General features: G+C 69.0%; 26 protein-coding genes. 1 reads left to right on the plus strand and 25 read right to left on the minus strand.

All coding sequences use genetic code 11. The annotated features are described in order from the left end of the window. Nucleotides 1–72: 72 nt before the first annotated feature. From NQ036_RS01160 to NQ036_RS01230, 15 genes are all read right to left on the minus strand, one after another. Complete coding sequence (locus tag NQ036_RS01160; RefSeq protein ID WP_257046413.1) at nucleotides 73–438, minus strand: hypothetical protein; 366 nt, start codon at nucleotides 436–438, stop codon at nucleotides 73–75. A gap of 8 nt (nucleotides 439–446) precedes the next feature. After that, a complete protein-coding gene (gene trpA, locus NQ036_RS01165; RefSeq protein WP_257046414.1) occupies nucleotides 447–1,271 on the minus strand; it encodes a tryptophan synthase subunit alpha in 825 nt (274 codons plus the stop codon). Next, the gene (trpB, locus tag NQ036_RS01170; RefSeq protein WP_257046415.1) at nucleotides 1,268–2,494 is read right to left on the minus strand and encodes a tryptophan synthase subunit beta; all 1,227 of its coding nucleotides are present in this window, start codon (nucleotides 2,492–2,494) and stop codon (nucleotides 1,268–1,270) included. Before trpB ends, trpA begins: the two co-directional genes overlap by 4 nt. A 45-nt stretch (nucleotides 2,495–2,539) precedes the next feature. Continuing rightward, a complete protein-coding gene (locus NQ036_RS01175) occupies nucleotides 2,540–3,325 on the minus strand; it encodes an indole-3-glycerol-phosphate synthase (RefSeq protein ID WP_257046416.1) in 786 nt (261 codons plus the stop codon). 11 nt (nucleotides 3,326–3,336) lie between these two features. Further along, nucleotides 3,337–3,618, minus strand: coding sequence for an HGxxPAAW family protein (locus NQ036_RS01180; RefSeq protein WP_257056865.1), 282 nt, complete (start codon nucleotides 3,616–3,618; stop codon nucleotides 3,337–3,339). A gap of 91 nt (nucleotides 3,619–3,709) precedes the next feature. After that, a complete protein-coding gene (locus tag NQ036_RS01185; RefSeq protein ID WP_257046418.1) occupies nucleotides 3,710–4,207 on the minus strand; it encodes a Trp biosynthesis-associated membrane protein in 498 nt (165 codons plus the stop codon). Next, nucleotides 4,204–5,655: an anthranilate synthase component I gene (trpE, locus tag NQ036_RS01190; protein ID WP_373566571.1), complete on the minus strand. Its 1,452-nt coding sequence runs from the start codon at nucleotides 5,653–5,655 to the stop codon at nucleotides 4,204–4,206. Before trpE ends, NQ036_RS01185 begins: the two co-directional genes overlap by 4 nt. A 40-nt stretch (nucleotides 5,656–5,695) precedes the next feature. Continuing rightward, nucleotides 5,696–6,067, minus strand: coding sequence for a phosphoribosyl-AMP cyclohydrolase (gene hisI / locus NQ036_RS01195; protein WP_257046420.1), 372 nt, complete (start codon nucleotides 6,065–6,067; stop codon nucleotides 5,696–5,698). After that, entirely contained in the window at nucleotides 6,064–6,834 is a 771-nt protein-coding gene (hisF, locus tag NQ036_RS01200) for an imidazole glycerol phosphate synthase subunit HisF (RefSeq protein WP_257046421.1), read from the minus strand. Before hisF ends, hisI begins: the two co-directional genes overlap by 4 nt. Then, nucleotides 6,834–8,339 (minus strand): acetyl-CoA carboxylase carboxyltransferase subunit alpha/beta, encoded by a 1,506-nt coding sequence (locus NQ036_RS01205; RefSeq protein ID WP_257046422.1) that lies wholly within the window; start codon nucleotides 8,337–8,339, stop codon nucleotides 6,834–6,836. Before NQ036_RS01205 ends, hisF begins: the two co-directional genes overlap by 1 nt. A 39-nt stretch (nucleotides 8,340–8,378) precedes the next feature. Then, entirely contained in the window at nucleotides 8,379–9,581 is a 1,203-nt protein-coding gene (locus tag NQ036_RS01210) for a CaiB/BaiF CoA-transferase family protein (RefSeq protein ID WP_257046423.1), read from the minus strand. 25 nt (nucleotides 9,582–9,606) lie between these two features. Beyond that, the gene (locus tag NQ036_RS15760) at nucleotides 9,607–10,059 is read right to left on the minus strand and encodes a PH domain-containing protein (protein WP_257046424.1); all 453 of its coding nucleotides are present in this window, start codon (nucleotides 10,057–10,059) and stop codon (nucleotides 9,607–9,609) included. Continuing rightward, nucleotides 10,043–10,882, minus strand: coding sequence for an ATP phosphoribosyltransferase (hisG, locus tag NQ036_RS01220; protein WP_257046425.1), 840 nt, complete (start codon nucleotides 10,880–10,882; stop codon nucleotides 10,043–10,045). The genes NQ036_RS15760 and hisG overlap by 17 nt, the downstream gene beginning before the upstream one ends. 71 nt (nucleotides 10,883–10,953) lie before the next feature. Then, complete coding sequence (locus tag NQ036_RS01225; RefSeq protein ID WP_257046426.1) at nucleotides 10,954–11,217, minus strand: phosphoribosyl-ATP diphosphatase; 264 nt, start codon at nucleotides 11,215–11,217, stop codon at nucleotides 10,954–10,956. 31 nt (nucleotides 11,218–11,248) lie between these two features. Continuing rightward, nucleotides 11,249–11,905: a nicotinamide mononucleotide transporter family protein gene (locus tag NQ036_RS01230; RefSeq protein WP_257046427.1), complete on the minus strand. Its 657-nt coding sequence runs from the start codon at nucleotides 11,903–11,905 to the stop codon at nucleotides 11,249–11,251. Between the two features lie 131 nt (nucleotides 11,906–12,036). Between NQ036_RS01230 and NQ036_RS01235 the strand changes: the two genes are divergently transcribed. Further along, a complete protein-coding gene (locus NQ036_RS01235; RefSeq protein ID WP_257046428.1) occupies nucleotides 12,037–12,873 on the plus strand; it encodes a hypothetical protein in 837 nt (278 codons plus the stop codon). A 10-nt stretch (nucleotides 12,874–12,883) separates the two neighbouring features. On the opposite strand, the gene rpe is transcribed toward NQ036_RS01235, so the two are convergent. From rpe to pyrF, 10 genes are read right to left on the minus strand one after another with little or no spacing between them, the layout of a single operon-like run. Then, nucleotides 12,884–13,549, minus strand: a complete 666-nt coding sequence (gene rpe, locus NQ036_RS01240) for a ribulose-phosphate 3-epimerase (RefSeq protein WP_257046429.1) — start codon at nucleotides 13,547–13,549, stop codon at nucleotides 12,884–12,886. A 30-nt stretch (nucleotides 13,550–13,579) separates the two neighbouring features. After that, entirely contained in the window at nucleotides 13,580–15,022 is a 1,443-nt protein-coding gene (locus NQ036_RS01245; RefSeq protein ID WP_257056867.1) for an RsmB/NOP family class I SAM-dependent RNA methyltransferase, read from the minus strand. Continuing rightward, nucleotides 15,019–15,963: a methionyl-tRNA formyltransferase gene (locus NQ036_RS01250; RefSeq protein ID WP_257046431.1), complete on the minus strand. Its 945-nt coding sequence runs from the start codon at nucleotides 15,961–15,963 to the stop codon at nucleotides 15,019–15,021. Before NQ036_RS01250 ends, NQ036_RS01245 begins: the two co-directional genes overlap by 4 nt. Nucleotides 15,964–16,012: 49 nt before the next feature. Then, on the minus strand, nucleotides 16,013–18,142 hold the full coding sequence (locus NQ036_RS01255; protein ID WP_257046432.1) for a primosomal protein N': 2,130 nt from the start codon (nucleotides 18,140–18,142) through the stop codon (nucleotides 16,013–16,015). A 53-nt stretch (nucleotides 18,143–18,195) separates the two neighbouring features. Next, on the minus strand, nucleotides 18,196–19,410 hold the full coding sequence (gene metK, locus NQ036_RS01260; protein WP_257046433.1) for a methionine adenosyltransferase: 1,215 nt from the start codon (nucleotides 19,408–19,410) through the stop codon (nucleotides 18,196–18,198). An 11-nt stretch (nucleotides 19,411–19,421) separates the two neighbouring features. Beyond that, nucleotides 19,422–20,657, minus strand: a complete 1,236-nt coding sequence (gene coaBC, locus NQ036_RS01265; protein ID WP_257046434.1) for a bifunctional phosphopantothenoylcysteine decarboxylase/phosphopantothenate--cysteine ligase CoaBC — start codon at nucleotides 20,655–20,657, stop codon at nucleotides 19,422–19,424. Between the two features lie 16 nt (nucleotides 20,658–20,673). Further along, a complete protein-coding gene (gene rpoZ, locus NQ036_RS01270) occupies nucleotides 20,674–21,003 on the minus strand; it encodes a DNA-directed RNA polymerase subunit omega (protein WP_257046435.1) in 330 nt (109 codons plus the stop codon). After that, on the minus strand, nucleotides 21,004–21,597 hold the full coding sequence (gmk, locus tag NQ036_RS01275; protein WP_257046436.1) for a guanylate kinase: 594 nt from the start codon (nucleotides 21,595–21,597) through the stop codon (nucleotides 21,004–21,006). Beyond that, a complete protein-coding gene (mihF, locus tag NQ036_RS01280) occupies nucleotides 21,597–21,911 on the minus strand; it encodes an integration host factor, actinobacterial type (protein WP_257046437.1) in 315 nt (104 codons plus the stop codon). Before mihF ends, gmk begins: the two co-directional genes overlap by 1 nt. Nucleotides 21,912–21,955: 44 nt before the next feature. Continuing rightward, nucleotides 21,956–22,792 (minus strand): orotidine-5'-phosphate decarboxylase, encoded by an 837-nt coding sequence (pyrF, locus tag NQ036_RS01285; protein WP_257046438.1) that lies wholly within the window; start codon nucleotides 22,790–22,792, stop codon nucleotides 21,956–21,958.

A 22,792-nucleotide genomic window follows, 5' to 3' on the forward strand; every position in this document is an offset into this window, starting at 1 on the left:
CGGCGCTGTCCCCTAGGTCACATTTTAAAAATGTGGGAGGCCAGGATACAACTATTCGCGTTCATGTCTAATTCACGGTTCATCATTCGGTCTCGAGGACTGCGGCAGACGGTCGACCTGAGGGACGATTGAGATAGCCGAGGTGACGGCTCCGAAAAAGCCAAAAGAACGCTGTCCGAATATCTCGGGGTCCTCTGCCGCGCCGCCGGGAACCTGTGTGGAGCCGCCGGGCTGCAGCATTTCCGGGGTGATCTGCGGCAATGAGGAGGTCTGCGGGCCGAAGCCGACCAGCTCTGGTCCCTGCGCCGCCTGCTGGCGCTCCGCCGCGTCGAGGGCCGCGTCCTCGGCGGCAGCTGCCGCTTTCGACCGCCGCAGGGCCAGGAGCACTCCCGCCAGCACCGCGATGACGAAGACGCATGCGACTATGGCGATCGTCACCGCCGGATTCACCTCCCGACTCCCTCCGCCAGTTCGCGGGCCAAAGCTCCAACGGCCGCCGGTCCTCCACTGCTCAGCGCCTTGACCAGCGCCGAGCCGACGATCACTCCGTCGGCGTACTCGGCGACCTCGGCGGCCTGTGCGGCGCTCGAGACCCCCAGGCCAACGCACACGTGGGCAGCGCCGGCCGTGCGGACCCTGGCGACCAATTCGCGGGCGTGCGTGTCGACGCTGCTCCTGGTGCCGGTCACACCCATGGTCGAGGCCGCGTACACGAAGCCGCGGTGGGCTCCCACGATCGTGGCCAGCCGCTCGGTCGTCGAGGACGGCGCTGCCAGGAAGATCCGGTCGAGATCGTAGGCGTCGCTGGCCGCGGTCCAGGCGCCGGCCTCCTCCGGGATCAGGTCCGAGGTGACGATGCCGGCGCCGCCGGCGGAATCCAGATCGCGTGCGAAGTTCTCCACCCCGTACTGCAGCACGATGTTCCAGTAGCTCATGACGACGGCGGTACCGCCGGCCTCGGCCACCGCTTCGACGGCGCGGAACACATCGCGCGTGCGCACTCCGCCGCGCAGCGCGGCCTCCGAGGCGGCCTGGATGACCGGTCCGTCCATCCCCGGATCCGAATAGGGCATCCCGACCTCGACGATGTCGACCCCGCCGGCGACGAGTTCGCGAACCGCCTCCAGTGAGCCCGGCACATCGGGGTAGCCCACCGGCAGGTAGCCGATCAGGCCCGCGGTGCGGCCGGCGGCCCTGGCCGCGTCGAGGGTCTCGGCGGTACGCCGCCCACGGTGGGTCGGACCGGCGGCGCCTTCGATTGGCGTGCTCATAGCTGCTGTGCTCCTTCGTCGATCAGGTCGAACCATGTGGCAGCGGTCGTCATGTCCTTATCGCCGCGCCCGGAGAGGTTCGCGACGATCACGGCGTCCGGACCGAGCTCCCGGCCGACCTTGAGGACGCCGGCCAGGGCGTGTGAGGACTCGATGGCCGGGAGGATTCCCTCGGTGCGGGCCAACAGCCGCATAGCGTCCATCGCCTCGCCGTCCATGATCGGGGCGTAGGTCGCCCGACCGGTTTCGAACAGATGGGCGTGCTCGGGGCCGACCGAGGTGTAGTCCAGCCCCGCGGAGATCGAATGGGACGGCAGGGTCTGTCCGTCTTCATCCTGCAGCACATAACTGGCCGCGCCCTGCAGCACTCCGGGGCGCCCACCGGCGAACCTGGCCGCGTGACGGCCCGATTCGATGCCCTCGCCACCGGCTTCGAAGCCGTAGAGACGCACCGTGGGTTCGTCGATGAAGGCGGAGAACAAGCCGATCGCGTTCGAGCCGCCGCCCACACAGGCGCAGACGGCGTCGGGCAGGCCCCCGGTGATGGCGGCCAGTTGTGCCCTCGCCTCGGTCCCGATGACCTGCTGGAAACTGCGGACCATCGCCGGGAAGGGGTGCGGGCCAGCGGCGGTGCCGAGCACGTAGTGGGTGTCCTCCACATTCGTCACCCAGTCGCGCATGGCCTCGTTGATCGCGTCCTTGAGCACCTTGGTGCCCTGCTCGACGGCGACCACCTGTGCGCCGAGGAACCTCATCCGGGCCACGTTGAGGGCCTGGCGCTGGGTGTCGACATAGCCCATGTACACGGTGCATTCGAGGCCGAACAGGGCCGCGGCGGTGGCCGTGGCCACCCCGTGCTGTCCCGCCCCGGTCTCGGCGATCAGCCGCGTCTTGCCCAGGCGCTTGGCGATCATAGCCTGGCCGATCGCATTGTTGATCTTGTGGCTGCCGGAGTGGTTGAGGTCCTCGCGTTTGAGGAACACCCGGGCACCGCCCGCATGCTGAGCGAACCGCGGAACCTCGGTGAGCAGACTGGGCCGGCCGATGTAGTCCAGTTGCAGGCGCTTGAGCTCGGCCTGGAACTCATCGTCGACCAGGGACTTCTGCCAAGCCTCTGCGATGTCGTCCAGGGCCGGGACGAGGGCCTCGGGGATGAACCGGCCGCCGAAGTCCCCGAAATACGGGCCACTGGGCAGAGTCGGCGCTGGCACGGTGTCTGACATGGGAGTCACTTTCCTCAGTTGATGGTGGGGGCGGGCCCTGGCGTCCTAGCCGTGCGACGCCCGGGCAGCGGCGGTGAAGGAGGTCACTGCCTCCGCCGGTTCGCCCGCTTTGACCAGGGCCTCGCCGACGAGCACGAGGCCCGCACCGGCTGTGGCGTAGGCGGCGACGTCTGCAGCGGTTCTGACCCCGGATTCCGCGACGAGCACCGGGCCGGTGGGCGCGAGTGCCGCCAGGGGCGCGAATCGTCCGGTGTCCACGCTCAGATCCTTGAGATTGCGCACATTGACCCCCAGCAGAGCGCCGTCGAGGTCCAGTGCGGAGGCCCTGTCGATCTCCTCGGGCGTATGCGTCTCCACCAGTACGGTCAGGCCGAGTTCGCGGCCCAGTCCGTAGAGATGGGACAGTTGGTCGTCGCTCAGCGCGGCGACGATCAGCAGGAGGAGGTCGGCGTCGTGGGCGCGTGTCTCATAGACCTGGTATTCGTCGACGACGAAGTCCTTGCGCAGGATCGGCACGTCCACCGCTGCGCGCACGGCGTCGAGGTCGGCCAGACTGCCGTGGAACCTGCGGCGTTCGGTCAGGACCGAGATCGCGGCGGCGCCCCCGCGCGCATAGGCCGCTGCCAGGGCAGCCGGATCGTCGATGACCGCAAGGGCGCCGGCGGACGGGGAGGCGCGTTTGACCTCGCAGATCAGGCCGGGCCCGGGCCGCAGGATCCTGGCGGGGCCCCGGGTGAGCGCACGGGCGCGGACCTCGGCCAGACCGAGGTCCGCGCGGCGGGCTGCAAGATCGGCGCGGACGCCGACGATGATGTCGTCGAGTACCGTCAACGCAGCCGCCCTCAGCGGTTCAGCGTGTGGTGGTGGGGCTTGGCGCCCAAACCGGCCTTGCTCAGGATGTTGCCCAGCACGAAGCCCACGACCAGGATGATCGCACCGGCCCAGAAGACGGGCCAGCTGAAGATCAGGTTGCCGATCACGCCGACGATGGTGCCGATGAGCATGATCGTCGTGCCCGTCCACCCGGCGATGGAGTGGCCCTCTCCCGGGTCCTGGATCGCCTCGTAGTCGATGCTCGACTTGTCGAGGTCCGTTGCACCGTTGCGGGTGGCCAAAGCTGACATCATTCCTCCAAAGAATTACACAGGGGTCTACGGGGTCATTATTTCACGCGCCGCTGCAGAAGCGAAAAGCCGGGCGCCGAATGTGGACCGATCAGTCCCGCTCGCTGGGATCGTCGCCACGGCTCAGGGCGTCCCAGGTGGCGGCCGGATCATCGGGGTCCGAGCCCACCGTCGTGCGCTCATAGCGCGAACTGGTCTTCCAGGTCCGGGCCGCAGCACAGACCCAACCGGCGGTCCCCGCTGTGAGCAGGCCCAGGACGAGTCCCGCCCAGGGCCACGCGGTGGCGCCGCTGGCTGCGAGCACGGCGATCGCCTCGGCGGCGAAACCCAGGCCCGCCAGGCCCGCCAGTACGCCCATCACCTGGCGTCCGAAACCGCGCAACAGGGCCAGCAGGAGTGCGCACACCGCCACGATCGCAGCACAGGCGATGAGCAGCGGCGACGTTCCGGCTTGGCTGGTCGAGGTCCCGGCCACCCCGGCGATGGTCTGCGCATTGTCGACGACTGCCGGTGTCCAGGGCCGACTCGCAACGATCCACATCAGTCCCGCCGCCACCAACAGCGCCAGGACCCCCCTGCCCTTGGTCATACGTCCTCCTGCAGTCCTGCTGCCGCCGCGGCCGCCCGCAGCACGGCGGCGGCCTTGTTCTGTGATTCCTCGTATTCGGCCTGCGGCACCGAGTCGGCGACGACTCCACCACCGGCGTAGACGTGGACGAGGCCCTGTCTGATGACTCCGGTGCGGATTGCGATCGCCATATCGAGGTTCCCACTGAACGAGAGATACCCCACAACCCCGCCGTAGAGGCCACGGGCGACCGGCTCGAGTTCGTCGATGATCTGCAGCGCCATCGGCTTCGGAGCCCCGGAGAGGGTGCCGGCGGGGAAGGTCGCGCGCAGCACGTCGATGCCGGTCAGCCCTTCGCGCAGGCGGCCCGTGACGGTCGAGGAGATGTGCATGATGTGGCTGAAGCGCTCGATCTCCATGAACTGGGTGACGTCGACGCTGCCGGCGGCGCACACCTTCGACAAGTCGTTGCGGGCCAGGTCGACCAGCATCAGGTGCTCGGCACGTTCCTTCTCATCGGCCAACAGCTCGGCCGCCAGCGCCGCGTCCTGGGCACCGGTGGCACCGCGCGGCCGCGACCCCGCGATCGGGTGGGTCGACAACAGGCCGTCGGCAACGGTCACCAGCGCCTCGGGAGAGGAACCGACGACCGCCAGCGACGGCCCATCGGGCACGGGGATGTCCATCAGGTACATATACGGGCTGGGATTGGTCCGGCGCAGGGCACGATAGACCTCCAGGGGATCGGCGGGGCACTCCGTGGTGAAGCGCTGACCGATGACGACCTGGAAGATGTCACCGTCGACGATCCGGCGCTGGGCCTCGCGCACGGAGTCCAGGTAGTCTGCGTGGGTGGTCGTCGTGGTCACGACCGGGTCCGCCGGGCTCCACTGGGAGATGCTCGCCGGCAGCGGTGCCCGCAGATCGTCCAACAGTCCGTGCAGACGTTCGACGCCGCCGGCGTGGGCTGCCTCGATGCCGGTGTCCAGCCCGTCGACGTTGATGACATTGGCCACCAGTGTCAGCTCGGAGGTGTAGTGGTCGAAGATGACCACGTCTCCGGGAATCGACAGGCTCAACAGCGGCATCGGGGCATCGGCGGCGGGCCCCGGTCCCAAGCGCTCGAAGCGCCGTACCGCATCCCAGCCCAGATACCCGACCAGGGAGGAGATCATCGGCGGCAGATCCGGATGTGGCTCGCTGCGCAGCACGCGCAGCAGCTCGTCGGCGGCGGCGACCGGGTCCCCGGACGTCGGCGCGCCGGTGGGCACCGTGCCCAGCCAGACGAGTTCACCGCCGGCGTCGGCCGTCAGCGTGGCCACCGGGTTCCGGCCGATGAAGGAGTACCGGCTCCAGGCGCCGTGCTGGGCCGACTCCAGCAGGAATCCGCCGGGCCGGCCGTGCGCGATGCGCCGGTAAATGCTCAGAGGGGTCTCCGAATCGGCCAGCACCGTGGTGTAGACGGGCACGACTCGGTGCTCCCGCCCGCTGGCCCGAAAACCCTCGAGATCAGGCGTGATCCGCATCGATACGCCTCCCCGTGAAGCAGGTGGCCGTGCCGGTGTGGCAGGCCGCGCCCGTCTGCTCCACTTCGAGCAGTACGGTGTCGCCATCGCAGTCGACGCTGATCCGGCGCACGTGTTGGACGTGTCCCGAGGTCTCCCCCTTGACCCAGTACTCGCCGCGGGAGCGCGACCAGTAGGTCGCCCGGCGGGTGGCCAGGGTCCGGCGCAGGGCCTCGGCGTCCATCCAGGCCAACATCAGCACGTCGCGGGTGCCCGCCTCCTGCACCACTGCCGGCAGCAGGCCGGCCGAGTTGTAGGTCAACGACTCCGGGTCGAATGCCTCCGGGTCCGGGCCGGACTCCCCCACAGTGTTCATCTGACCTCGATCCCCTCTGCCCGCAGCGCGTCCTTGACCGCTGCAATCGTCATATCGCCGTAGTGGAAGACGCTGGCCGCCAGGACGGCGTCGGCCCCCGCGTGGACTGCGGGGGCGAAGTGTTCGATCCGCCCGGCGCCACCCGAGGCGATGAGCGGGATGTCGACCCTGGCACGGGCGGCGCGGATCAGCTCCAGGTCGAAACCGGCCTTCGTGCCATCGGCGTCCATACTGTTGAGCAGGATTTCGCCCGCCCCCAGTTCGGCGGCCCGGGCGATCCACTCGAGCGCGTCGCGCCCCGTGCCGGTGCGCCCGCCGTGCGTCGTGACCTCGAAGCCGCTGGCGGTCGGCGCAGCGCCCGCCGGCACACGGCGGACATCGGCGGAGAGCACGATGACCTGGTCTCCGAACCGGCGGGAGACCTCGGTGAGCAGGGCCGGACGGGCCAAGGCCGCGGTGTTGATCCCGACTTTGTCGGCGCCGGCCCGCAGCAGCCTGTCGACATCGGCCACGCTGCGCACGCCGCCGCCGACGGTCAGCGGGATGAATACCTGTTCGGCGCAACGGGCGACGATGTCGAGGGTCGGGCTGCGATCGGCCGAGGAGGCCGTGACGTCGAGGAAGGTCAGTTCATCGGCGCCCTCGGTGCCGTAGCGCCTGGCCAGTTCGACGGGATCCCCGGCATCGCGCAGGCCCTGGAAGTTCACTCCCTTGACGACGCGTCCGGCATCGACGTCCAAGCACGGGATGACCCGTACCGCCGGCATTACAACCCCAGCCCGCGGTAGCGCTCAACGCGCTGGAAGAAGCGCCGCGCGGGGTTGATCCGCATCAGTTCGATCAGTTCGTACTCCAAGGTCTGTGCGATCCGCTGCACGAACTCGCGCGGCTCGGCTGCGGCATCGGGGCGTTCCGCGACGATCCGATCGACGATTCCATTGGCCAGCAGCCTATCGGCCTGGACCTGCTGGGCCTCCGCCATTTCGGCCGCGTGCGCGGTGTCGCGGTGGACGATGGCCGAGGCCCCCTCCGGCGGCAGCGGGGAGAGCCAGCCGTTCTGTGCGGTGATGACCCGGTCGGCCGGGATCAGGGCCAGGGCTCCACCGCCGGAGCCCTCGCCGAGGATCACGGAGACGGTGGGTGCCTTGAGCGTCACGAGGTCGCCCAGCGACCGGGCGATCTCCCCTGCCAGGCCGCCTTCCTCCGCACTCTGCGACAGGGCCGCGCCGGGCGTGTCGATGACGGTCACCAGCGGTACTTTGAGCTCCTCTGCGATCGCCATGCCGCGCCGGGCTTCGCGCAGGGCCGCAGGGCCCATGGGAGAGCGCGAGTTCTGCCGGTACCGGTCCTGGCCGAGCACGATGCACGGGGCGTCGCCGAACTTCGCCAGGGCCAGCAGCAGGCCCCGGTCCTTCTCGCCCTGGCCGGTGCCGTTGAGCGGCAGGACGTTGTCTGCCGCCATGCGCAGCAGATCGCGGACCCCGGGCCGCTCGGGATTGCGGGAGGCCGTGATGACGTCCCAGGCGGAGGCGGCTGGTGCGCCGGGATCCGGTGCGGTGTCCGGTTCCGCAACCGGCGCCGGAACCTCCTGGCTGGCCAACAGCACGTCGAGTGCCCGCGAGGCGTAGGCGCCCAGCCGGTCGGGGCTGAGCACGGCGTCGACGAGTCCCTTGCGGAACAGGTTCTCCGCCTTCTGCACGTTCTCGGGGAACTTCTCACCGTAGAGCTCTTCGTATACGCGTGGCCCCAGGAACCCGATGAGGGCTCCCGGCTCCGCCGCGGTGAAGTGGCCCAGCGAGCCCCAGGAGGCGAACACCCCGCCGGTGGTGGGGTGGCGCAGGTAGACGAGGAAGGGCAGTCCGGCGGCGCGGTGGGCTTTGACCGCCGTGGTGATCTTGACCATGGACAGGAAGGCCAGTGTGCCCTCCTGCATCCGCGTCCCCCCGGAGGCTGGGCCGGCCAACAGCGGCAGCCCCTCCGCCGTGGCCCGTTCGATCGCCGTGACGAGGCGTTCGGCCGCCGCCACGCCGATCGAACCGGCCAGGAACTTGAACTCGCAGACGACCAGCGCCACCCGGCGCCCGTCGAGCAGGCCCTCGCCGGTGAGCACCGCCTCGTCCTCGCCGGACTTGCGGCGGGCCTCGGCCAGATCCGCGGCATAGGACTCGCTGATCCCGGCGGCCGGGGTCACCGGGGCGGTGTCCCAGCTGATGAAGCTGCCGTCGTCGACGACCTCTGTGATGAGCTCTCGGGCGCTCAGGCGCTGTGCCATCTGCGTGCCTCCTAGGGGTTCGGGGTGGTTACTGCCGGATCAGGCGTCGAGCCAGCTGCGGATCGCCTGGGCATTGGCATCGAGCAACGGCGGGGCGGTGTGCGCCAGCCGAGTGGTTTCGACCTCGGCGCCGTCTTCGACGTCGAAGAAGCGCAGCGGCGAACCGGGCAGCGCGACCTCGCCGAGGACCGGGTGGTCGACCGTGACCTTGAGGTGCTGGGACAGCGCCTGCTCCCACTCGTAGACCTCCGGAATGGTGCGCACGGTACCGGCGGGGATCCCCGCTTCGCCCAGCTTGGCCAGCAGATCCGCCGCGTTCCAGGAGGCGAAGGCGGACTCCACGACCTCGATCACGGCTTGGCGATTGGCCACGCGCTCGGCGTTGCCCGTCATGCCCTCGGCCTGTGGGTCGAGGTCGAAGGCGGCGCAGAACTTGGCCCACAGGTTCTCATTGCCGACCGAGATCTGCACAGCTCCGTCGGCGCAGCGGAACAGCCCGTAGGGGGCCAGCGAGGGATGGTGGTTGCCCTGCGGTTCGGGGGTCTCCCCGGCGATCGTCGCGCGGGTCCCCTGGAATGCCTGAACGCCCACGATGCCCGCGATCAGCGAGGTCCGCACGATCTTGCCGCGGCCGGTGCGCTCGCGTTCGAGCAGGGCGGCCAGGGCACCGAGCACGCCGTGGATGCCGCCGAGCAGATCGGCGATCGGCACGCCCACCCGCTGCATGTCCTCAGGCCCGGGGCCGGTCACCGACATCAGGCCGGCCTCACCCTGGGCGATCTGGTCGTAGCCGGCGCGCGCGGCCTCGGGGCCGTCGTGGCCGAAGCCGGTGATGGAGACGATGACCAGCCGCGGGTTGAGTTCCATGCAGTGCGCGGTGGAGAAGCCCAGCCGGTCGAGTACGCCGCCGCGGAAGTTCTCGATCAGCACATCGGCGCGCTTGATCAGCTCCGTCAGGGTGCTGTGGCCGTCATCGCTCTTCAGGTCGAGGGCGATCGACTCCTTGTTGCGGTTGCAGGAGAAGAAGTAGGTGGCCTGCGGATCGTCCTCGGGGCCGACGAACGGGGGCCCCCAACGACGCGTGTCGTCACCACCCTTGGGATTCTCGACCTTGATGACGCGCGCGCCCAGGTCGCCGAAGATCTGGCCGCCGTGCGGTCCCGCGAGGGCGCGGGACAGGTCGACGACGGTGTAGCCGCTCAGCGGCAGGCCAGGCGCCCCGGTGGGCTGTGTGTCCGGCATTGTGTCTCCTTCTGTGAATCGGTTGTCAGGGTCTCCCGTGGACATCCACGAGTCTACGCAACTCCCGGCAGGCCTCCTGTGCCCGTTCGCCCTCCGATACCTGGATCGCGTGCAGGGCGAAGGTGGTGCCGTCGCCCAGGTCGAGGACCGCCCAGGGCGAGGTCCCGGCCGGGTGCATGTGCACGCCGACGATGGCGGTCCAGGGGACGGTCCTGGAGGAGAAGAGGTTGCGCACGTGCAGCCCATCGGGATATGCGCGCACCCGGATCGCCCCAAGGCGCCAGATGATGAGTCCGAAGGCGAGTCCCAGGTAGTTCATCCAGACGATGTCGAAGACGTGCCAGCTGCGCCAGCCGATCGTCTCGAGGTAGATCGACAGCGCGGCGAACGCCAGCGTCGTCGCCGGCGCCAGGATCACGGTGAGCGTGCGCACGATGCGCGGGCGCACGCTCAGTAGCGGCTTAGATGCGGCAGGCACCGATGGAACTCACCAGGATCGCGCGGGCACCCAGATCGTAGAGCCGGTCCATCACCGCGTGGACGTCGTCGGCGCGCACCATGGCCCTGGCCGCCACCCAGCCGTCCTCCTCCAGGGGCATGATGGTGGGGCTCTCCAGGCCGGGGGTGATCTCGGTGACCTCTGCCAGGCGGTCCGCCTGGACGTTGTAGTCGACGAGCACGAAGGCGCGGGCGACCATCACCGATTCCATCCGCCGCAGCAGGGTCTGCGCGGCCGGGGCGGGTTCTCCGTGGGAAATCAGGATCCCCTCCGAGGCCAGCAGCTCCTCGCCGAAGATCTCCAATCCGGCCGTGCGCAGCGTGGTGCCGGTCTGGACCACATCGGCGATCGCATCGGCCACGCCCAGCTGGATCGAGACCTCGACTGCCCCGTCGAGGGTGACGATATCGGCTGCGATCCCCCGCTTGTCGAGGTCGGCGCGAACGAGTTCGGGATAGCTCGTGGCAATGCGCTTACCGGCCAATTGAACCGGGTCGGAGAAGCGGCCCTCGGGCCCCGCGTAACGGAACCAGGACTTGCCGAACCCCAGGGGCAGGACCTCCGTGGCGTCGGCCCGCGACTCGGCCAGCAGATCGCGGCCGGTGATGCCGATGTCCAGCACTCCCCTGCCGATGTAGATCGCGATATCGCGGGGCCGCAGATAGAAGAACTCGATGTCGTTGCGCGAATCGACGTGGACCAGGGTCTTGGAGCTCTTGCGCAGGGAATAGCCGGCCTCGCGCAGCATCTCGGTGGCCGATTCTGACAGGGTGCCCTTATTGGGCACTGCGACTCGCAGCATGGGTGGCCTTTCGGTGTGAGGAACCGGGCGGGGATCGGCCCGGTGGGTCTGGGACTGGACGGCTCGGCGGGTCAGAGCACCCGGTAGACGTCTTCGAGGGTCAGCCCACGGGCCAACAGGATGACCTGCAGATGGTAGAGGGCCTGGGAGACCTCGCCGGCGAGTTCCTCATCGGTCTCGTATTCCGCGGCCATCCACACTTCGGCGGCCTCCTCGACGATCTTCTTGCCGATATGGTGGACGCCCTGGTCGAGCTCTGCGACGGTTTTCGAGCCCGCCGGACGTTCTTTTGCCTTTGTCGCCAGTTCCGCGAACAGTTCGTCGAAGGTTTTCACGCTTTCAGGGTAGTACAGTGCGTGCCCGGATTCAGTCCCGGCCCACTTCCTGAGCCGGGACCGCCGGGTGGCTGATGGTCTGGTGTGTCCGCTTGGCCCAGTCCCTGATACCGACGATGACCATGATGAAGAACAGCAGGTAGACGGCTCCGGAGAAGACCAGCCCGCCCATGACCGCCAGCGGGATGCCCACCAGGTCCACGGCCAGCCAGACGAACCAGAATTCGACGATCGCCCGGCCCTGTGCGTACATGGCGACCAGGGAGCCGATGAAGATGTAGGCGTCGGGATACGGATTCCACGACCAACCGCCCCAGGCCAGGACGAATCCGAAGGCCGCGGTGCCGACCACCAGGGCCGCCAGCAGGCCGATCCGCTCACCCCAGCCTGCCCACCTGATGACGACCTCCCCGGTATCCTCACGTGATTTCCTCCAGCGCGACCAGCCCCAGACCGCGGCGATGACGATGACGACCTGGCGGGAGGCATTACCACCCAGATGCGCGGAGATCGAGGCGCAGAACAGGAGTACCGATCCGATGATCTGCACGGGCCAGGACCACAGATTCCGGCGCAGGGCCAGCCACACGGTGGCCAGTGCCAGGATGTTGCCGAAGAAGTCGGAGACGGGCACGGGCTTGCCCAGGAGGTGAAACAGCGGGGCGTTGAGCCAGGTGAGGATTTCCACCGGATCAATGTACCGCGTTTGCAAAGGCGGGCGTATCGCGGACCGGAACCCGGGCGCTACTGCGACTTTCGCGGGATATGCTGTGGGAGCATCGGCCCCATCACGAATCACGGCATGACGGAAGGCTCCATATGTCCCAGCCACCCCAGTTCCCCACGCAGGGGTCCAATCCCCAATGGTCGACCGGTGCACCGGGCAGCGGCCCCGCCGACGACTACGTCAGCGGCCGCTACGGTGTGCCCCAGGCTCCCCGGCCGGCTCCCGAACCGGAGACCATGGTCATCCCCGGCCTCGGTGCCGCGCCGCTGCCTGGCCCGCTGCCGGCTCCGCCCAGCCCACCGGAGGACGAGCAGAGGGCGAAGCGCAAGCGCCTGCTGCTGATCGGGGTCTTCGCGCTCGTGGCGGTCGTGCTGATCGCCAGCGGACTGGGCTACCTGTTCGGCCACGGCGACCGGAAGCCGCAGGCGGCCCAGCCGGCGGCCGGCGCCCACTCGGATTCCGCTGCGGCGCCAGACGACGACGCCGCACAGGACGATTCCGAGAGCACCGAGATCGACGATGCGCTGCGCGCCGACGTCGAGACGGCTGTCAACGACCGGCTGCGCGAGTGCATGAAATCCCATGCCGGCCGGCCCAAGGGCTGTCCCCAGGAGATGACCGCCACGGACTGGGCGCTGGCGGGCAAGCCCGTGCCGGCCGGCGAGGAGATCCGCAGCGGCGTCGATCAGGTCAACCAGTGGTCGATCAACGGGCTGCCTGATTACGAGATGCGTCGCAGCGGGAACACCGTGACGGCCTCGGTGCGCGGGCTCGACGGCCAGGCGACCTATCCGAACAACGATGCGGAATCCGAATACGACTCCTCATCGTCGTTCACCCTGGACTTCGACGCCCGGGTCGACGTGACCGGCGGCAATGTCGGTGAGGTGGCTTTCACCTCGAGCAACACCAGCTTCTCCGGTTACTGAGGGTTCCGAATCAGCTGTGCGCGGCGTGTTCTGCCGCCGCGCGCAGCCCTGCTATCGCCGCGGCCCTGTCATCGGCCCCGTAGACGGCGGAGCCTGCCACGAGCACATCGGCGCCGGCCTCGACGACGCGGTCGATCGTACCGGTTGAGACACCCCCGTCGACCTGCAGGCCGATCTGCAGGCCGGCAGCGCTGATCGCCTTGCGCAGCCTGCGGATCTTCGGCAGGCACACGTCGAGGAACTTCTGTCCGCCGAATCCCGGTTCGACTGTCATGATGAGGACCTGGTCGAACTCCCCCAGCAGATCGATGAACGGTTCGACCGGCGTCGCCGGCTTGAGTGCGATCGAGGCCCGCGCGCCCAGTCGGCGCAGCTCTCGGGCCAGCCGCACGGGGGCGGCCGCGGCCTCCGCGTGAAAGGTCACCGAGGCGCAACCCAGCTCCGCATACACAGGAGCGTTGACATCGGCATCGGTGATCATCAGGTGCGCGTCGACCGGGATCGGGCTGGCCGCGATAATGCGTTCGACCACCGGCGGGCCGAAGGTCAGGTTCGGCACGAAGTGGTTGTCCATCACGTCGACGTGGGCCATATCGGCGGTGGAGATCGCCGCGAGCTCGCCGCGCAGGTCGGAGAAATCGGAGTTCAGAATGCTGGGATTGATCTGGATTCCCATTGCGGGGCCTTTCCTGGAGGTGTTCGGGTATCAGGCGTCTTTGGCGATGAGCGCCAAGAACATTCCATCGGTGCCGTGGAGGTGCGGCCATAGTTGGGCGGCCCTGCCGCCTGCCAGGGACGCTGAGGCGAATTCGCCGGCTGCGGCACCTGTGACCCGGGCCAGGACATCGGCCGCGTCGAGCAGTCGGGCGCCGGGCAGGACGCGCAGGGCGTCTTCGAGTACGACGGTGGTCTCCGCCGCGTGCGGGGAGCAGGTGGAATAGGCCACGACTCCCCCGACGGCGGTGGCCTCCCAAGCGGCTTCCAGCAGTTCCCGCTGCAGGGGCCCCAGCCCGGCGATATCGGCCGGCCGCCGCCGCCAGCGGGCCTCGGGACGCCGGCGCAGAGCGCCCAGTCCCGTGCACGGCGCGTCGACGAGCACGCGGGCGAACTCGCCTGGGTGCTTGCGGGCGAACTCGCGTCCGTCGGCGTTGACGGTCTTGACGGTCCCGCGCAGCGCGCGGGTGGAATCGCGGACGAGTTCGGCCCTGTGCTTGGAGGCATCGGAGGCGACGACGACGCGGCCGAGCTCGGCGGCCCGCGACCCGATCACCGAGGTCTTGCCGCCGGGGCCGGCACACATGTCGTACCAGCTGGCCCCTGCGGTATCCGCCGGGGCGGGCGCCGCCAGCAGTGCCAGGGCGACCAGCTGGGACCCCTCGTCCTGGACCCGTGCAGTCCCCTCCGCGACCTCGGGGACATCGAGCGGGTTGCCGTGGGACAGTTCAACTCCCAGGGGGCTCAGCCGGGTGGGTGTCCCGACCCTGCGAGCCAGCTCGGCGCGGTCGGCGAGCCCGGGTAGGGCGACGAGGTCGACGGCCGCCGGCGCATTGTCCGCAGCCAGCAGCTCGGCGAGTTCGGCCCGGTCCCTGCCGTGGGCGTGCAGAGCCTGCCGCAGTGCTCGGACGATCCAGGCCGGATGAGAGTATTCCAGGGCCAGGCGACCCATCTCGTCGAGCGAGGTGGATACCAGTGTCAGCCAGTCCTCGCGGGTGCGTTCGCTCACCCGGCGCAGTACCGCGTTGACGATGCCGGTGGCCCTGGGCAGGCGTCGTTTGACGATTGCCACGGTTTCCCCGACCGCCGCGTGGTCGGCGATCCGCATGCTCAGGATCTGGTGGGCACCCAGCCGCAGTGCGGTGCGCACAACGGGTTCCATGGAGCTCATGGTGCGTCCGGCCGCGGATTCGATCACGGCGTCGTAGAAGCCCTGGCCCCGCAGGGTACCGTAGGTCAATTCGGTGGCCAGAGCGGCGTCGGCCGGGCTGAGTCGGGCGTGTTTGAGACGGCGCGGCAGCAGCAGATTGGCATAGGCGTCTTCCTTCTCCACCTCGATGAGGACGTCCCAGGCCACGGTCCGCGCGTCTGCCACGGCCGTCCGGCGGGTCGTCCCGCCTCCGCGGTGGGCGGTTGTGTGATTCCTATTGTTCATCGGCTGCTCTCCTGCTGTGCGGTGGTCCAGTCCGTGGCGGCGAATCTGGCATGGGGATGGCCCCGGAGGAAGTCCGCGGCGGCCATCATCGGCTTCCCGAAGGGCTGGACGCGCTGCACTCGCAGGCTGCCGTCCGCGGTGCCGATGAGCAGCGCCGAACCGTCCGGGGCGGTCTCCCCCGGTGCCAGCCCGCTTGTGGGAGCACACGAGGCGCCGGCGAGTTTCGTCTTCTTGCCCTCAAGCAGGCACCAGGCCCCCGGTGCCGGCGTCACCCCGCGGGCGCGGGCGGCCAGCGCCGATGCGGGCTCGCCCAGGTTGAGGTAGCCGTCGGCCTGGGTCAGTTTGGGCGCCTGGCTGCCGTCGGCCGGCTGTGGCCGGAACCGTGCGGTTCCGGCGGCCAGCTCGTCGAAGGCGCGCACCAGCAGCCCGGCACCGCGCTCGGCGAAGTCCGCCAGGGCCTCCCCTGCGGTCATGGTGCCCAGGGGGTACTCTTCCTGGGCGATGATGTCGCCTGTGTCCAGGCCCGCATCGAGTCGGAACACGGTCGCCCCGGACGTGCTCAGACCGTCCATGATGGCCCGCTGCACGGGGGCGGCGCCCCGGTAGTCCGGCAAAAGCGAGAAATGCAGGTTGAACCAGCCGCCGGGGACCGCCGCCAGGGAGCGCGGACCGGCCAGCGCGCCATAGGCGACCACTGCCACCGCATCCACGGCCAGGGCTGCGATGTCCTCGATGATCTCCCAGCGCAGCCTGTCCGCTTCCAAGACGGTCAGGCCGGCTTCCACAGCGGCGGCCTTGACCGGGCTGGGGGTGAGCACGCGTTTGCGGCCCACCGGTTTGTCCGGTCGGGTCAGCACGGCCACGACTTCGTGGCGCGAGCCCACCAGGGCCTGCAAGGACGGGACAGCGGCTTCGGGGGTTCCGGCGAACAGGATTCTCACCCTGGGATTCTATCGTGGAGGTTCCGAGCCCGGTTCCCGCGCCCCGTTTTCACAGGGCGTCGGGGGCGTCCACCCTGACGCCGGGGAGTTCGGCTCTGGCCAGTGACCTGCTGGAGATCCATGCGGCTGCCGCCTCGGTCAGCGCCGGTGCCTCGACCAGGCTCATCCCCAGTGTCAGCCCGGGCGGGTCGAAGTCGTTGAGTAGTACCGTCGGTTCCCCATAGCGGCGCAATTCGGCCAGCAGCGCCTCGCAGGCCTCACGGGACCCGGAGATCCGCATGGTGCGCACCGCCGGGGGCAGACCCAGCCCGCTGCGCTGCGTGGCCTCGTGCGCGGCCCACTCGACGGGTTCGTAGCGGGTCAGGACCCGCAGCAGGTTCGGGTCGTCGTCGAGTACCAGGGCCCGACCGCCCAGGTGGGCACCGCGCACCAGGGACAGGGCCCGCATCCGCCTGGCGATGGCCCGGTCGGCCGAGCGCAGGCTGGGGCCCGGCCACAGGGAGTCCAGCAGTACCGCTGCCGCATAACCGTCCTCGACGTAGGGCTCGGCACCGGTGGTTGCGACCACGATGACGCGGTCGGGGTCGATGCGGGCCAGGACGGCTCCCCCGCCCGAGGCCAGCACCCGGGTTCCGGGGAAGGCCCTGCCCAGTTGCCGGCGCACGGCGTCGAGGCCGTGGACGACGCTGCGCAGCCGGGTGCCGCCACAGTTGGCACAGCGCATCCGGTCTGCACGGAAACCGCACGCGCGGCAGGCGAACGGCCCGCCCGGCCCCGCTGCGGCCAGGGGCCGTGAGCAGGCGGGGCAGCGGATGATTTCATAGCAGGTGTCGCAGGCGACGACCGGGGCGTATCCCACGCGTGGGACCTGGACGAGGACGGGACCGACGGCCTCCCGGTGGCGGCCCCCCGCAAGGGCCGCCCGGGTGATCTCGAAAGCGCGTTCGGGCAGATTGCTGAAGTCGGCCAGGGACCTGGCCGGGGGCGGCTGGAACACCAGGGGCGCCTGGCTGCGCCGCAGATCGCGCGGCGTGTGCACGTCTCCTATCCACCCTGTCGATACCAGTTGGGCCACTGCGACCGAGCGGGAGTAGTCCAGGAACAGCAGGGCACAACCGGCTGCGCGGACGCGTTCGAGCACGATGGCGCGGGCATGGGGGTATGGGGCGCGCTGCTCCTGGTAGGAGTCGTTGTCGTCGTCGAAGCAGATGATCAGGCCCAGGTCGGACAGCGGGGCGAAGGCCGCGGTCCTGGTGCCGATGACCAACCTGGTCCGGCCGGTCAGTGCGCTGACCCAGGCCGACCAGCGTGCATGGGGGCCCTGTTCGGCGGTGAGCACACAGTGGATCCCGCCCAGGCCAGCCAGATGGCGTTCGAGTTCGGCGAGCTCCCTGGCATCGGGCACCAGCCACAGGACGCTGCGGCCGGCGGCCAGGACGGTCTGTGCGGCCTGCAGACCCGCCCTGGCCCAGCCCGTTCCCGGTGTGGCCCCCGGCATCACGCAATAGGCCGCACGCGGGCCGGCGCCGGCAGCCGGCTGGGCCGTATCCCCGTTCGCCGGGGCGCCGGAGGCCGGACCGACATAGGCTTCGAGGGCCTCGAGGTAATCCTCCCAAGCCGGCGGCGCCGGATCGGGATGGGACAGTGCCGCCGCCGATTCCCGCTCCTCCAAAGCGGTGCAGGCGCTCCGCAGGGCTTCCTCGTCAACCCCTTCCGGGCGGGCCAGGACCGCTTTCTCCGCTGCCGCGTGGCGTGGCGGAATGGCCAGGCGCAACACATCGGGCAGGGTCCCGGCGTAGCGGGTGGCGATCGCCCTGGTCAGCGCCAGCAGGTCCTCGCGCAGGACCGGCAGGGCCGAGACGACGCGCTGCAGCGGTGCCAGTTCGCCGACATGTTCGGTCGTCGCCACCCTGGCCAGGATGAAGCCGGAGACCAGGCGCCCTGCGAAGCGCACCCGCACCCGGACCCCTGGCCGGGCCTCGGCGTCGAACTGTGCGGGTACGCCGTAGTCGAAGGCGTGGGCCAGGTGCGGGTGGACCGTCTCCACCAGCACCCGGGCGACGGGATTCGTGGCCGCCGGCTGCACCGCCCCGCGTAGCTTCGGCGGCTGCGGGCCGAGCAGCTCCGAGACCTCCTCTATCGGATCTGCCTGGTCACCCAGCCTCAGTTGTTCGGACACGCCCGCAGTCTATCCGTAGGGCACTGACACGGGGCCGGGGCCCCAGCCCCGTGTCAGTGCGCGGCCGACAGCCCACAGAATGCCGCGAGACGCACGGCGCGGTCGGTGCGTTCCCAGGTGAAGCCGGGCAGTTCACGACCGAAATGCCCGTAGCTGGCCGTGCGCCGGTAGATCGGTCGTTTCAGATCGAGGGCCTTGATGATCGCCGCAGGGCGCAGGTCGAATTCGTGCTCGATCGCAGCGGTGATGGTGGCCACCGGAACGTGTTCGGTGCCGAAGGCCTCCACATAGAGCCCCACCGGCTCTGCCTTGCCGATGGCGTAGGCCACCTGTACTTCGACCCGATCGGCCAGGCCTGCGGCGACCACGTTCTTGGCCACCCAGCGCATCGCATAGGCTCCCGACCGGTCGACCTTCGAAGGATCCTTACCGGAGAAGGCGCCACCGCCGTGCCTGGCGTATCCGCCGTAGGTGTCGACGATGATCTTCCGGCCCGTCAGGCCGGCGTCACCCATCGGACCACCGACGATGAAGCGGCCCGATGGGTTGATGAGGTATTTCGTTTCGGCCAGGTCCAGGCCCGACTCCGCCAGCAGCGGATCGATCACATGCGTGCGGACGTCCCTGGCCAGTTGGGCCTGGGTGACGTCGGGCGAATGCTGCGTCGACAGGACGACGGTGTCCACGGTCACCGGTGTGTCGCCGTCGTAGCCGATGGTCACCTGGGTCTTGCCGTCGGGCCGCAGATAGGGCAGTGTGCCGTTCTTGCGCACTTCGGTCAGGCGTTCGGACAGCCGGTGGGCCAGATGGATGGGCAGCGGCATGAGTTCGGGCGTGGAGTTGTCGGCGTAGCCGAACATCAGGCCCTGATCCCCCGCGCCCAGGCGGGCGTTCTCATCGTCTGTATCATCGCCGAGCCGGTGTTCCAATGAGGTCGTGACCCCGTCGGAGATATCGCTCGACTGGGAGCCGATGGACACGGAGACGCCGCAGCTGTGACCGTCGAAACCCTTTTCGGAGGAGTCGTAGCCGATCTCGGTGATGATCCCGCGCACCAGGGAAGCGACATCCGCATACCCCTCGGTGGTCACCTCGCCGGCCACGTGCACGAGTCCCGTGGTGACCATCGTCTCAACGGCGACGCGGGCGTCGGGGTCCTGTGCCAGCAGGGCGTCGAGCACGGCATCGGAGATCTGATCGCAGATCTTATCGGGATGGCCCTCGGTGACGGATTCCGAGGTGAAGAGTCGTAGGTTATTCGCAGTCACGGAACTGAAGTCTATCCGGTCACCGTGGGACACACGGCGGAAACGACTTCCTGTGCAACGTTGAGTTTGTCACCGCTGAAGTGGCCCAGTTCGACGGGCTGGCCCGCTTCCCCCTGGCCGAAGAGCACGACTGAGTTGCCGTCGGTTCCGAATGCGCGGCCTGCCGAAACGTCGTTGAACACCAGGAAGTCGGCACCCTTGCGCAGGAACTTCCGCCTGGCGTATTCGAGCGCCGAAACCTCGGCGGATCCGGTTTCGGCGGCGAAGCCGATGATCTTCTGGTCAAGGCCGGCAGCGGTCTTGGCGGCGACGAGTTCGCGCAGCACATCGGGATTCTGCACCAGTCGCAGGGTCAGCCCGTCGTCGCCGTCCTTCTTCATCTTGTGCTCGGCCCGGGTGGCGGGCCGGTAGTCGGCCACCGCGGCGGCCATGATGAGCAGGTCGGACCCGGATTGGGAGTCCAACATCGCGCTGCGCAGTTCGGCAGTCGATTCGACCGGCGTCACGCCGATGTCATCGGGCAGTTCGGCCAGCAGGGCCGCGTCGATGTTCGCGGCCACGAGTTCGACCGCGGCACCGGCCGCCCGGGCTGCGCGTGCAAAGGCGATACCCTGCTTGCCCGAGGATCTGTTGCCGAGGAACCGCACGGGATCCAGCGCCTCACGGGTACCGCCGGCGCTGACGAGGACCCGCCGACCGCTCAGCACGCCGGGCGCGTCCTGCCCGCCGGCGGCGGCCAGGGCGAACTCCACAATGTCCGCCGGCTCCGGCAGCCGACCGGGACCGGAGTCCTTGCCGGTGAGCCTGCCGGAGGCGGGGTCGAGCACGTGCACGCCGCGTGAGCGCAGCACTGCCACATTGTCCACCGTCGCCGGATTGAGCCACATCTCCGTGTGCATGGCCGGTGCCAGCACCACCGGGGCCCGGGTCGCCAGCAATGTGGCGGTGAGCAGATCGTCGGCCCGTCCGGCCCTGATTCTGGCCAGCAGGTCGGCGGTGGCGGGGGCGATCAACACGAGGTCGGCGTCTTGTCCGATCCTCACGTGCTCGACCTCGTCGACCCGCACGAACACGGAGGTCGCCACGGGATGGCCACTGAGTGCCTCCCAGGTGGCGGCGCCGACGAATTCGAGCGCATTGGCCGTCGGAACGACACGGACGCTGTGACCGGCCTCTGTGAGATCACGGAGCACCTGACACGCCTTGTAGGCGGCGATTCCGCCGCCTACGCCGAGCACGATTTTCATCTCAGCGTGAGGCTTCTCACGGCTGTTCGAAGTCGGGGAGGTCGTCGATGCCGACTTCCGGGACCTCGGGGACGACCGGGGCGGCGAAGTCGGCCTCAGTGGCCTCCCGCATCTGCACCTTGCCCTCGTCGATCTCGCGCAGCGCGATCGACAACGGCTTCTCATTGGGTTCCGGGGTGACCAGCGGACCGACGTTCTCCAGCATGCCGTCCTGCAGCTGGGCGTAGTAGGCATTGATCTGGCGGGCACGACGCGAGGATTCGATCACGAGTTCGTACTTCGAGTCCACCCGCTTGAGCAGATCGTCGATCGGCGGATTGGTTACGCCCTCAGGCTGAACAGACACTCATTCTCCATCTTCAAGTTGTGTTGCGCGCTCCCGCTGGTTCGGGATACCCATCAATTCTACTAGTTCGCGAGCGGCAGTGGAAACATCGTGGTTGACGATGGTGTGATCGAACTCGGATTCAGCTGCCAATTCGGTCTGCGCCGTTTCCAGGCGCCTGGCCCGTTCCTCCGGGCCCTCCGTACCACGGCCCACCAGCCGACGGACGAGTTCGTCCCAGCTGGGCGGGGCGAGGAAGACATACCGCGCATCGGGGCGCCGCAGTTTGACCTGCCTGGCGCCCTGCAAATCGATCTCCAACAGGGGCGAACGGCCCTGTGCCAGTGCCTCGTCCAGTGGCGCAGAGGGCGTCCCATAGCGGTTGCGCCCGTGCACCGTCGCATACTCCAACAGTCCACCGTCGGCGATCATCCGGTCGAACTCCTCATCGGAGACGAACCAGTAGTGGACACCGTCGACCTCACCGGGCCGGGGGTCGCGGGTCGTCGCCGAGACCGAAAAGTACACCTCGGGGAAATGTTCCCTGATATAGGCGCTCACGGTACCCTTGCCCACTGCGGTGGGCCCTGCCAGGACTGTCAGTCTGTTATCCACTACTCGCCGAATTTCTCCAATAGTGCTGCCTTCTGATGTTTGCCCAGACCACGCAACCGGCGGGACTGGGCGATCCCCACTTCTTCCATGAGGACCACCGCACGGCGATCGCCCACTCCGGGAAGGGAACGCAGAAGATCGTACACCCGCATCTTCGACAGCGCGTCATCGCCGCCGGCCCGCCCGAGCACTTCGCCCAGGCGCAGCCTGCCCGACTTCAGATCCGTCTTGACATCGGCCCGTGCCTGGCGGGCGGCGAAGGCCTTGTCGAGGGCGGCTCTGCGCTGTTCATCGGTGAGGGGTGCAAGTGCCATGTCAGTCCTTCATTGGATCGGGGAATAGCGGGGATAGCGCCATCCTAAGCCAACGAAGCGCTCACTTGTGCAATCCGGTCCACAATGCGGGCCGGCTCCGGACCAGCCTGCGAGACACCGCGCGAGACGTTGACGAGCACCCGGCCCTCCTTCCAGGAACGGCCGAAGACCTCGTCGAGTTCTGCCGGGCCGGCTCCCTGGGCGCCCACTCCGGGGCTGAGGATCGGTCCGTTGAACTCCCCCAAGTCGATGTCCAGCCGGCGCGCGGCCGAACCGATGGTCGCACCGACCACCAGGCCGAACTGCGCCCGACCCGACTTCTCGTTCTCCGCATGGACCCTGGCCACCACCTCGGCCGCCACGGAGGCGCCCGAGGCAGTACGGGCGTGCTGGAATACCTCCGCCCGCGGGTTCGAGGTCAGGGCGAGCACGAACAGGCCTGCACCCGTCTCCCTGGCCACGGCGAAGGCCGGTTCCAGGGAGTCCATGCCCAGATAGGGCGAGACCGTCAGTGCATCGCAGGCCAACGGAGCTCCCTGGCGCAGATAGGCATCCGCGTAGCCGGCCATCGTCGAACCGATATCGCCGCGTTTGGCGTCGAGCACGCTGAGCATCCCGGCCGCCCGGATCCTGGCCTGGATCCGCTCGAGCTCGGCGATCCCGGCGGAGCCGAAGCGTTCGAACAGCGCCGACTGCGGTTTGAGCAGGCCAACGCGCCCGATGCAAGCGTCCACCAGGACGTCGGCGAAGGCCCCGGCCCCGGCCGCGGTGTCCGGCAGCCCCCAAGCGGCCAGGGAGGCCGGGTGGGGATCGATCCCCACACACAGCGGCGAGGCAGCCACGGCCGCGGGCCAGGCCGCGGCGAAATCGATATCGGTCAT

This window comes from Brevibacterium sp. 91QC2O2 (assembly GCF_024580695.1).
Taxonomy (GTDB): Bacteria; Actinomycetota; Actinomycetes; order Actinomycetales; family Brevibacteriaceae; genus Brevibacterium; species Brevibacterium moorei.

Excerpts from the sequence above, each read along its gene's own strand:
- trpA (WP_257046414.1), bottom strand. The coding sequence starts at position 1,271 with ATGAGCACGCCAATCGAAGGCGCCGCCGGTCCGACCCACCGTGGGCGG.
- trpB (WP_257046415.1), bottom strand. The coding sequence starts at position 2,494 with ATGTCAGACACCGTGCCAGCGCCGACTCTGCCCAGTGGCCCGTATTTC.
- NQ036_RS01180 (WP_257056865.1), bottom strand. The coding sequence starts at position 3,618 with ATGTCAGCTTTGGCCACCCGCAACGGTGCAACGGACCTCGACAAGTCG.
- NQ036_RS01185 (WP_257046418.1), bottom strand. The coding sequence starts at position 4,207 with ATGACCAAGGGCAGGGGGGTCCTGGCGCTGTTGGTGGCGGCGGGACTG.
- hisI (WP_257046420.1), bottom strand. The coding sequence starts at position 6,067 with ATGAACACTGTGGGGGAGTCCGGCCCGGACCCGGAGGCATTCGACCCG.
- hisF (WP_257046421.1), bottom strand. The coding sequence starts at position 6,834 with ATGCCGGCGGTACGGGTCATCCCGTGCTTGGACGTCGATGCCGGACGC.
- NQ036_RS01205 (WP_257046422.1), bottom strand. The coding sequence starts at position 8,339 with ATGGCACAGCGCCTGAGCGCCCGAGAGCTCATCACAGAGGTCGTCGAC.
- NQ036_RS01210 (WP_257046423.1), bottom strand. The coding sequence starts at position 9,581 with ATGCCGGACACACAGCCCACCGGGGCGCCTGGCCTGCCGCTGAGCGGC.
- hisG (WP_257046425.1), bottom strand. The coding sequence starts at position 10,882 with ATGCTGCGAGTCGCAGTGCCCAATAAGGGCACCCTGTCAGAATCGGCC.
- NQ036_RS01235 (WP_257046428.1), top strand. The coding sequence starts at position 12,037 with ATGTCCCAGCCACCCCAGTTCCCCACGCAGGGGTCCAATCCCCAATGG.
- rpe (WP_257046429.1), bottom strand. The coding sequence starts at position 13,549 with ATGGGAATCCAGATCAATCCCAGCATTCTGAACTCCGATTTCTCCGAC.
- NQ036_RS01245 (WP_257056867.1), bottom strand. The coding sequence starts at position 15,022 with ATGAACAATAGGAATCACACAACCGCCCACCGCGGAGGCGGGACGACC.
- coaBC (WP_257046434.1), bottom strand. The coding sequence starts at position 20,657 with ATGAAAATCGTGCTCGGCGTAGGCGGCGGAATCGCCGCCTACAAGGCG.
- mihF (WP_257046437.1), bottom strand. The coding sequence starts at position 21,911 with ATGGCACTTGCACCCCTCACCGATGAACAGCGCAGAGCCGCCCTCGAC.
- pyrF (WP_257046438.1), bottom strand. The coding sequence starts at position 22,792 with ATGACCGATATCGATTTCGCCGCGGCCTGGCCCGCGGCCGTGGCTGCC.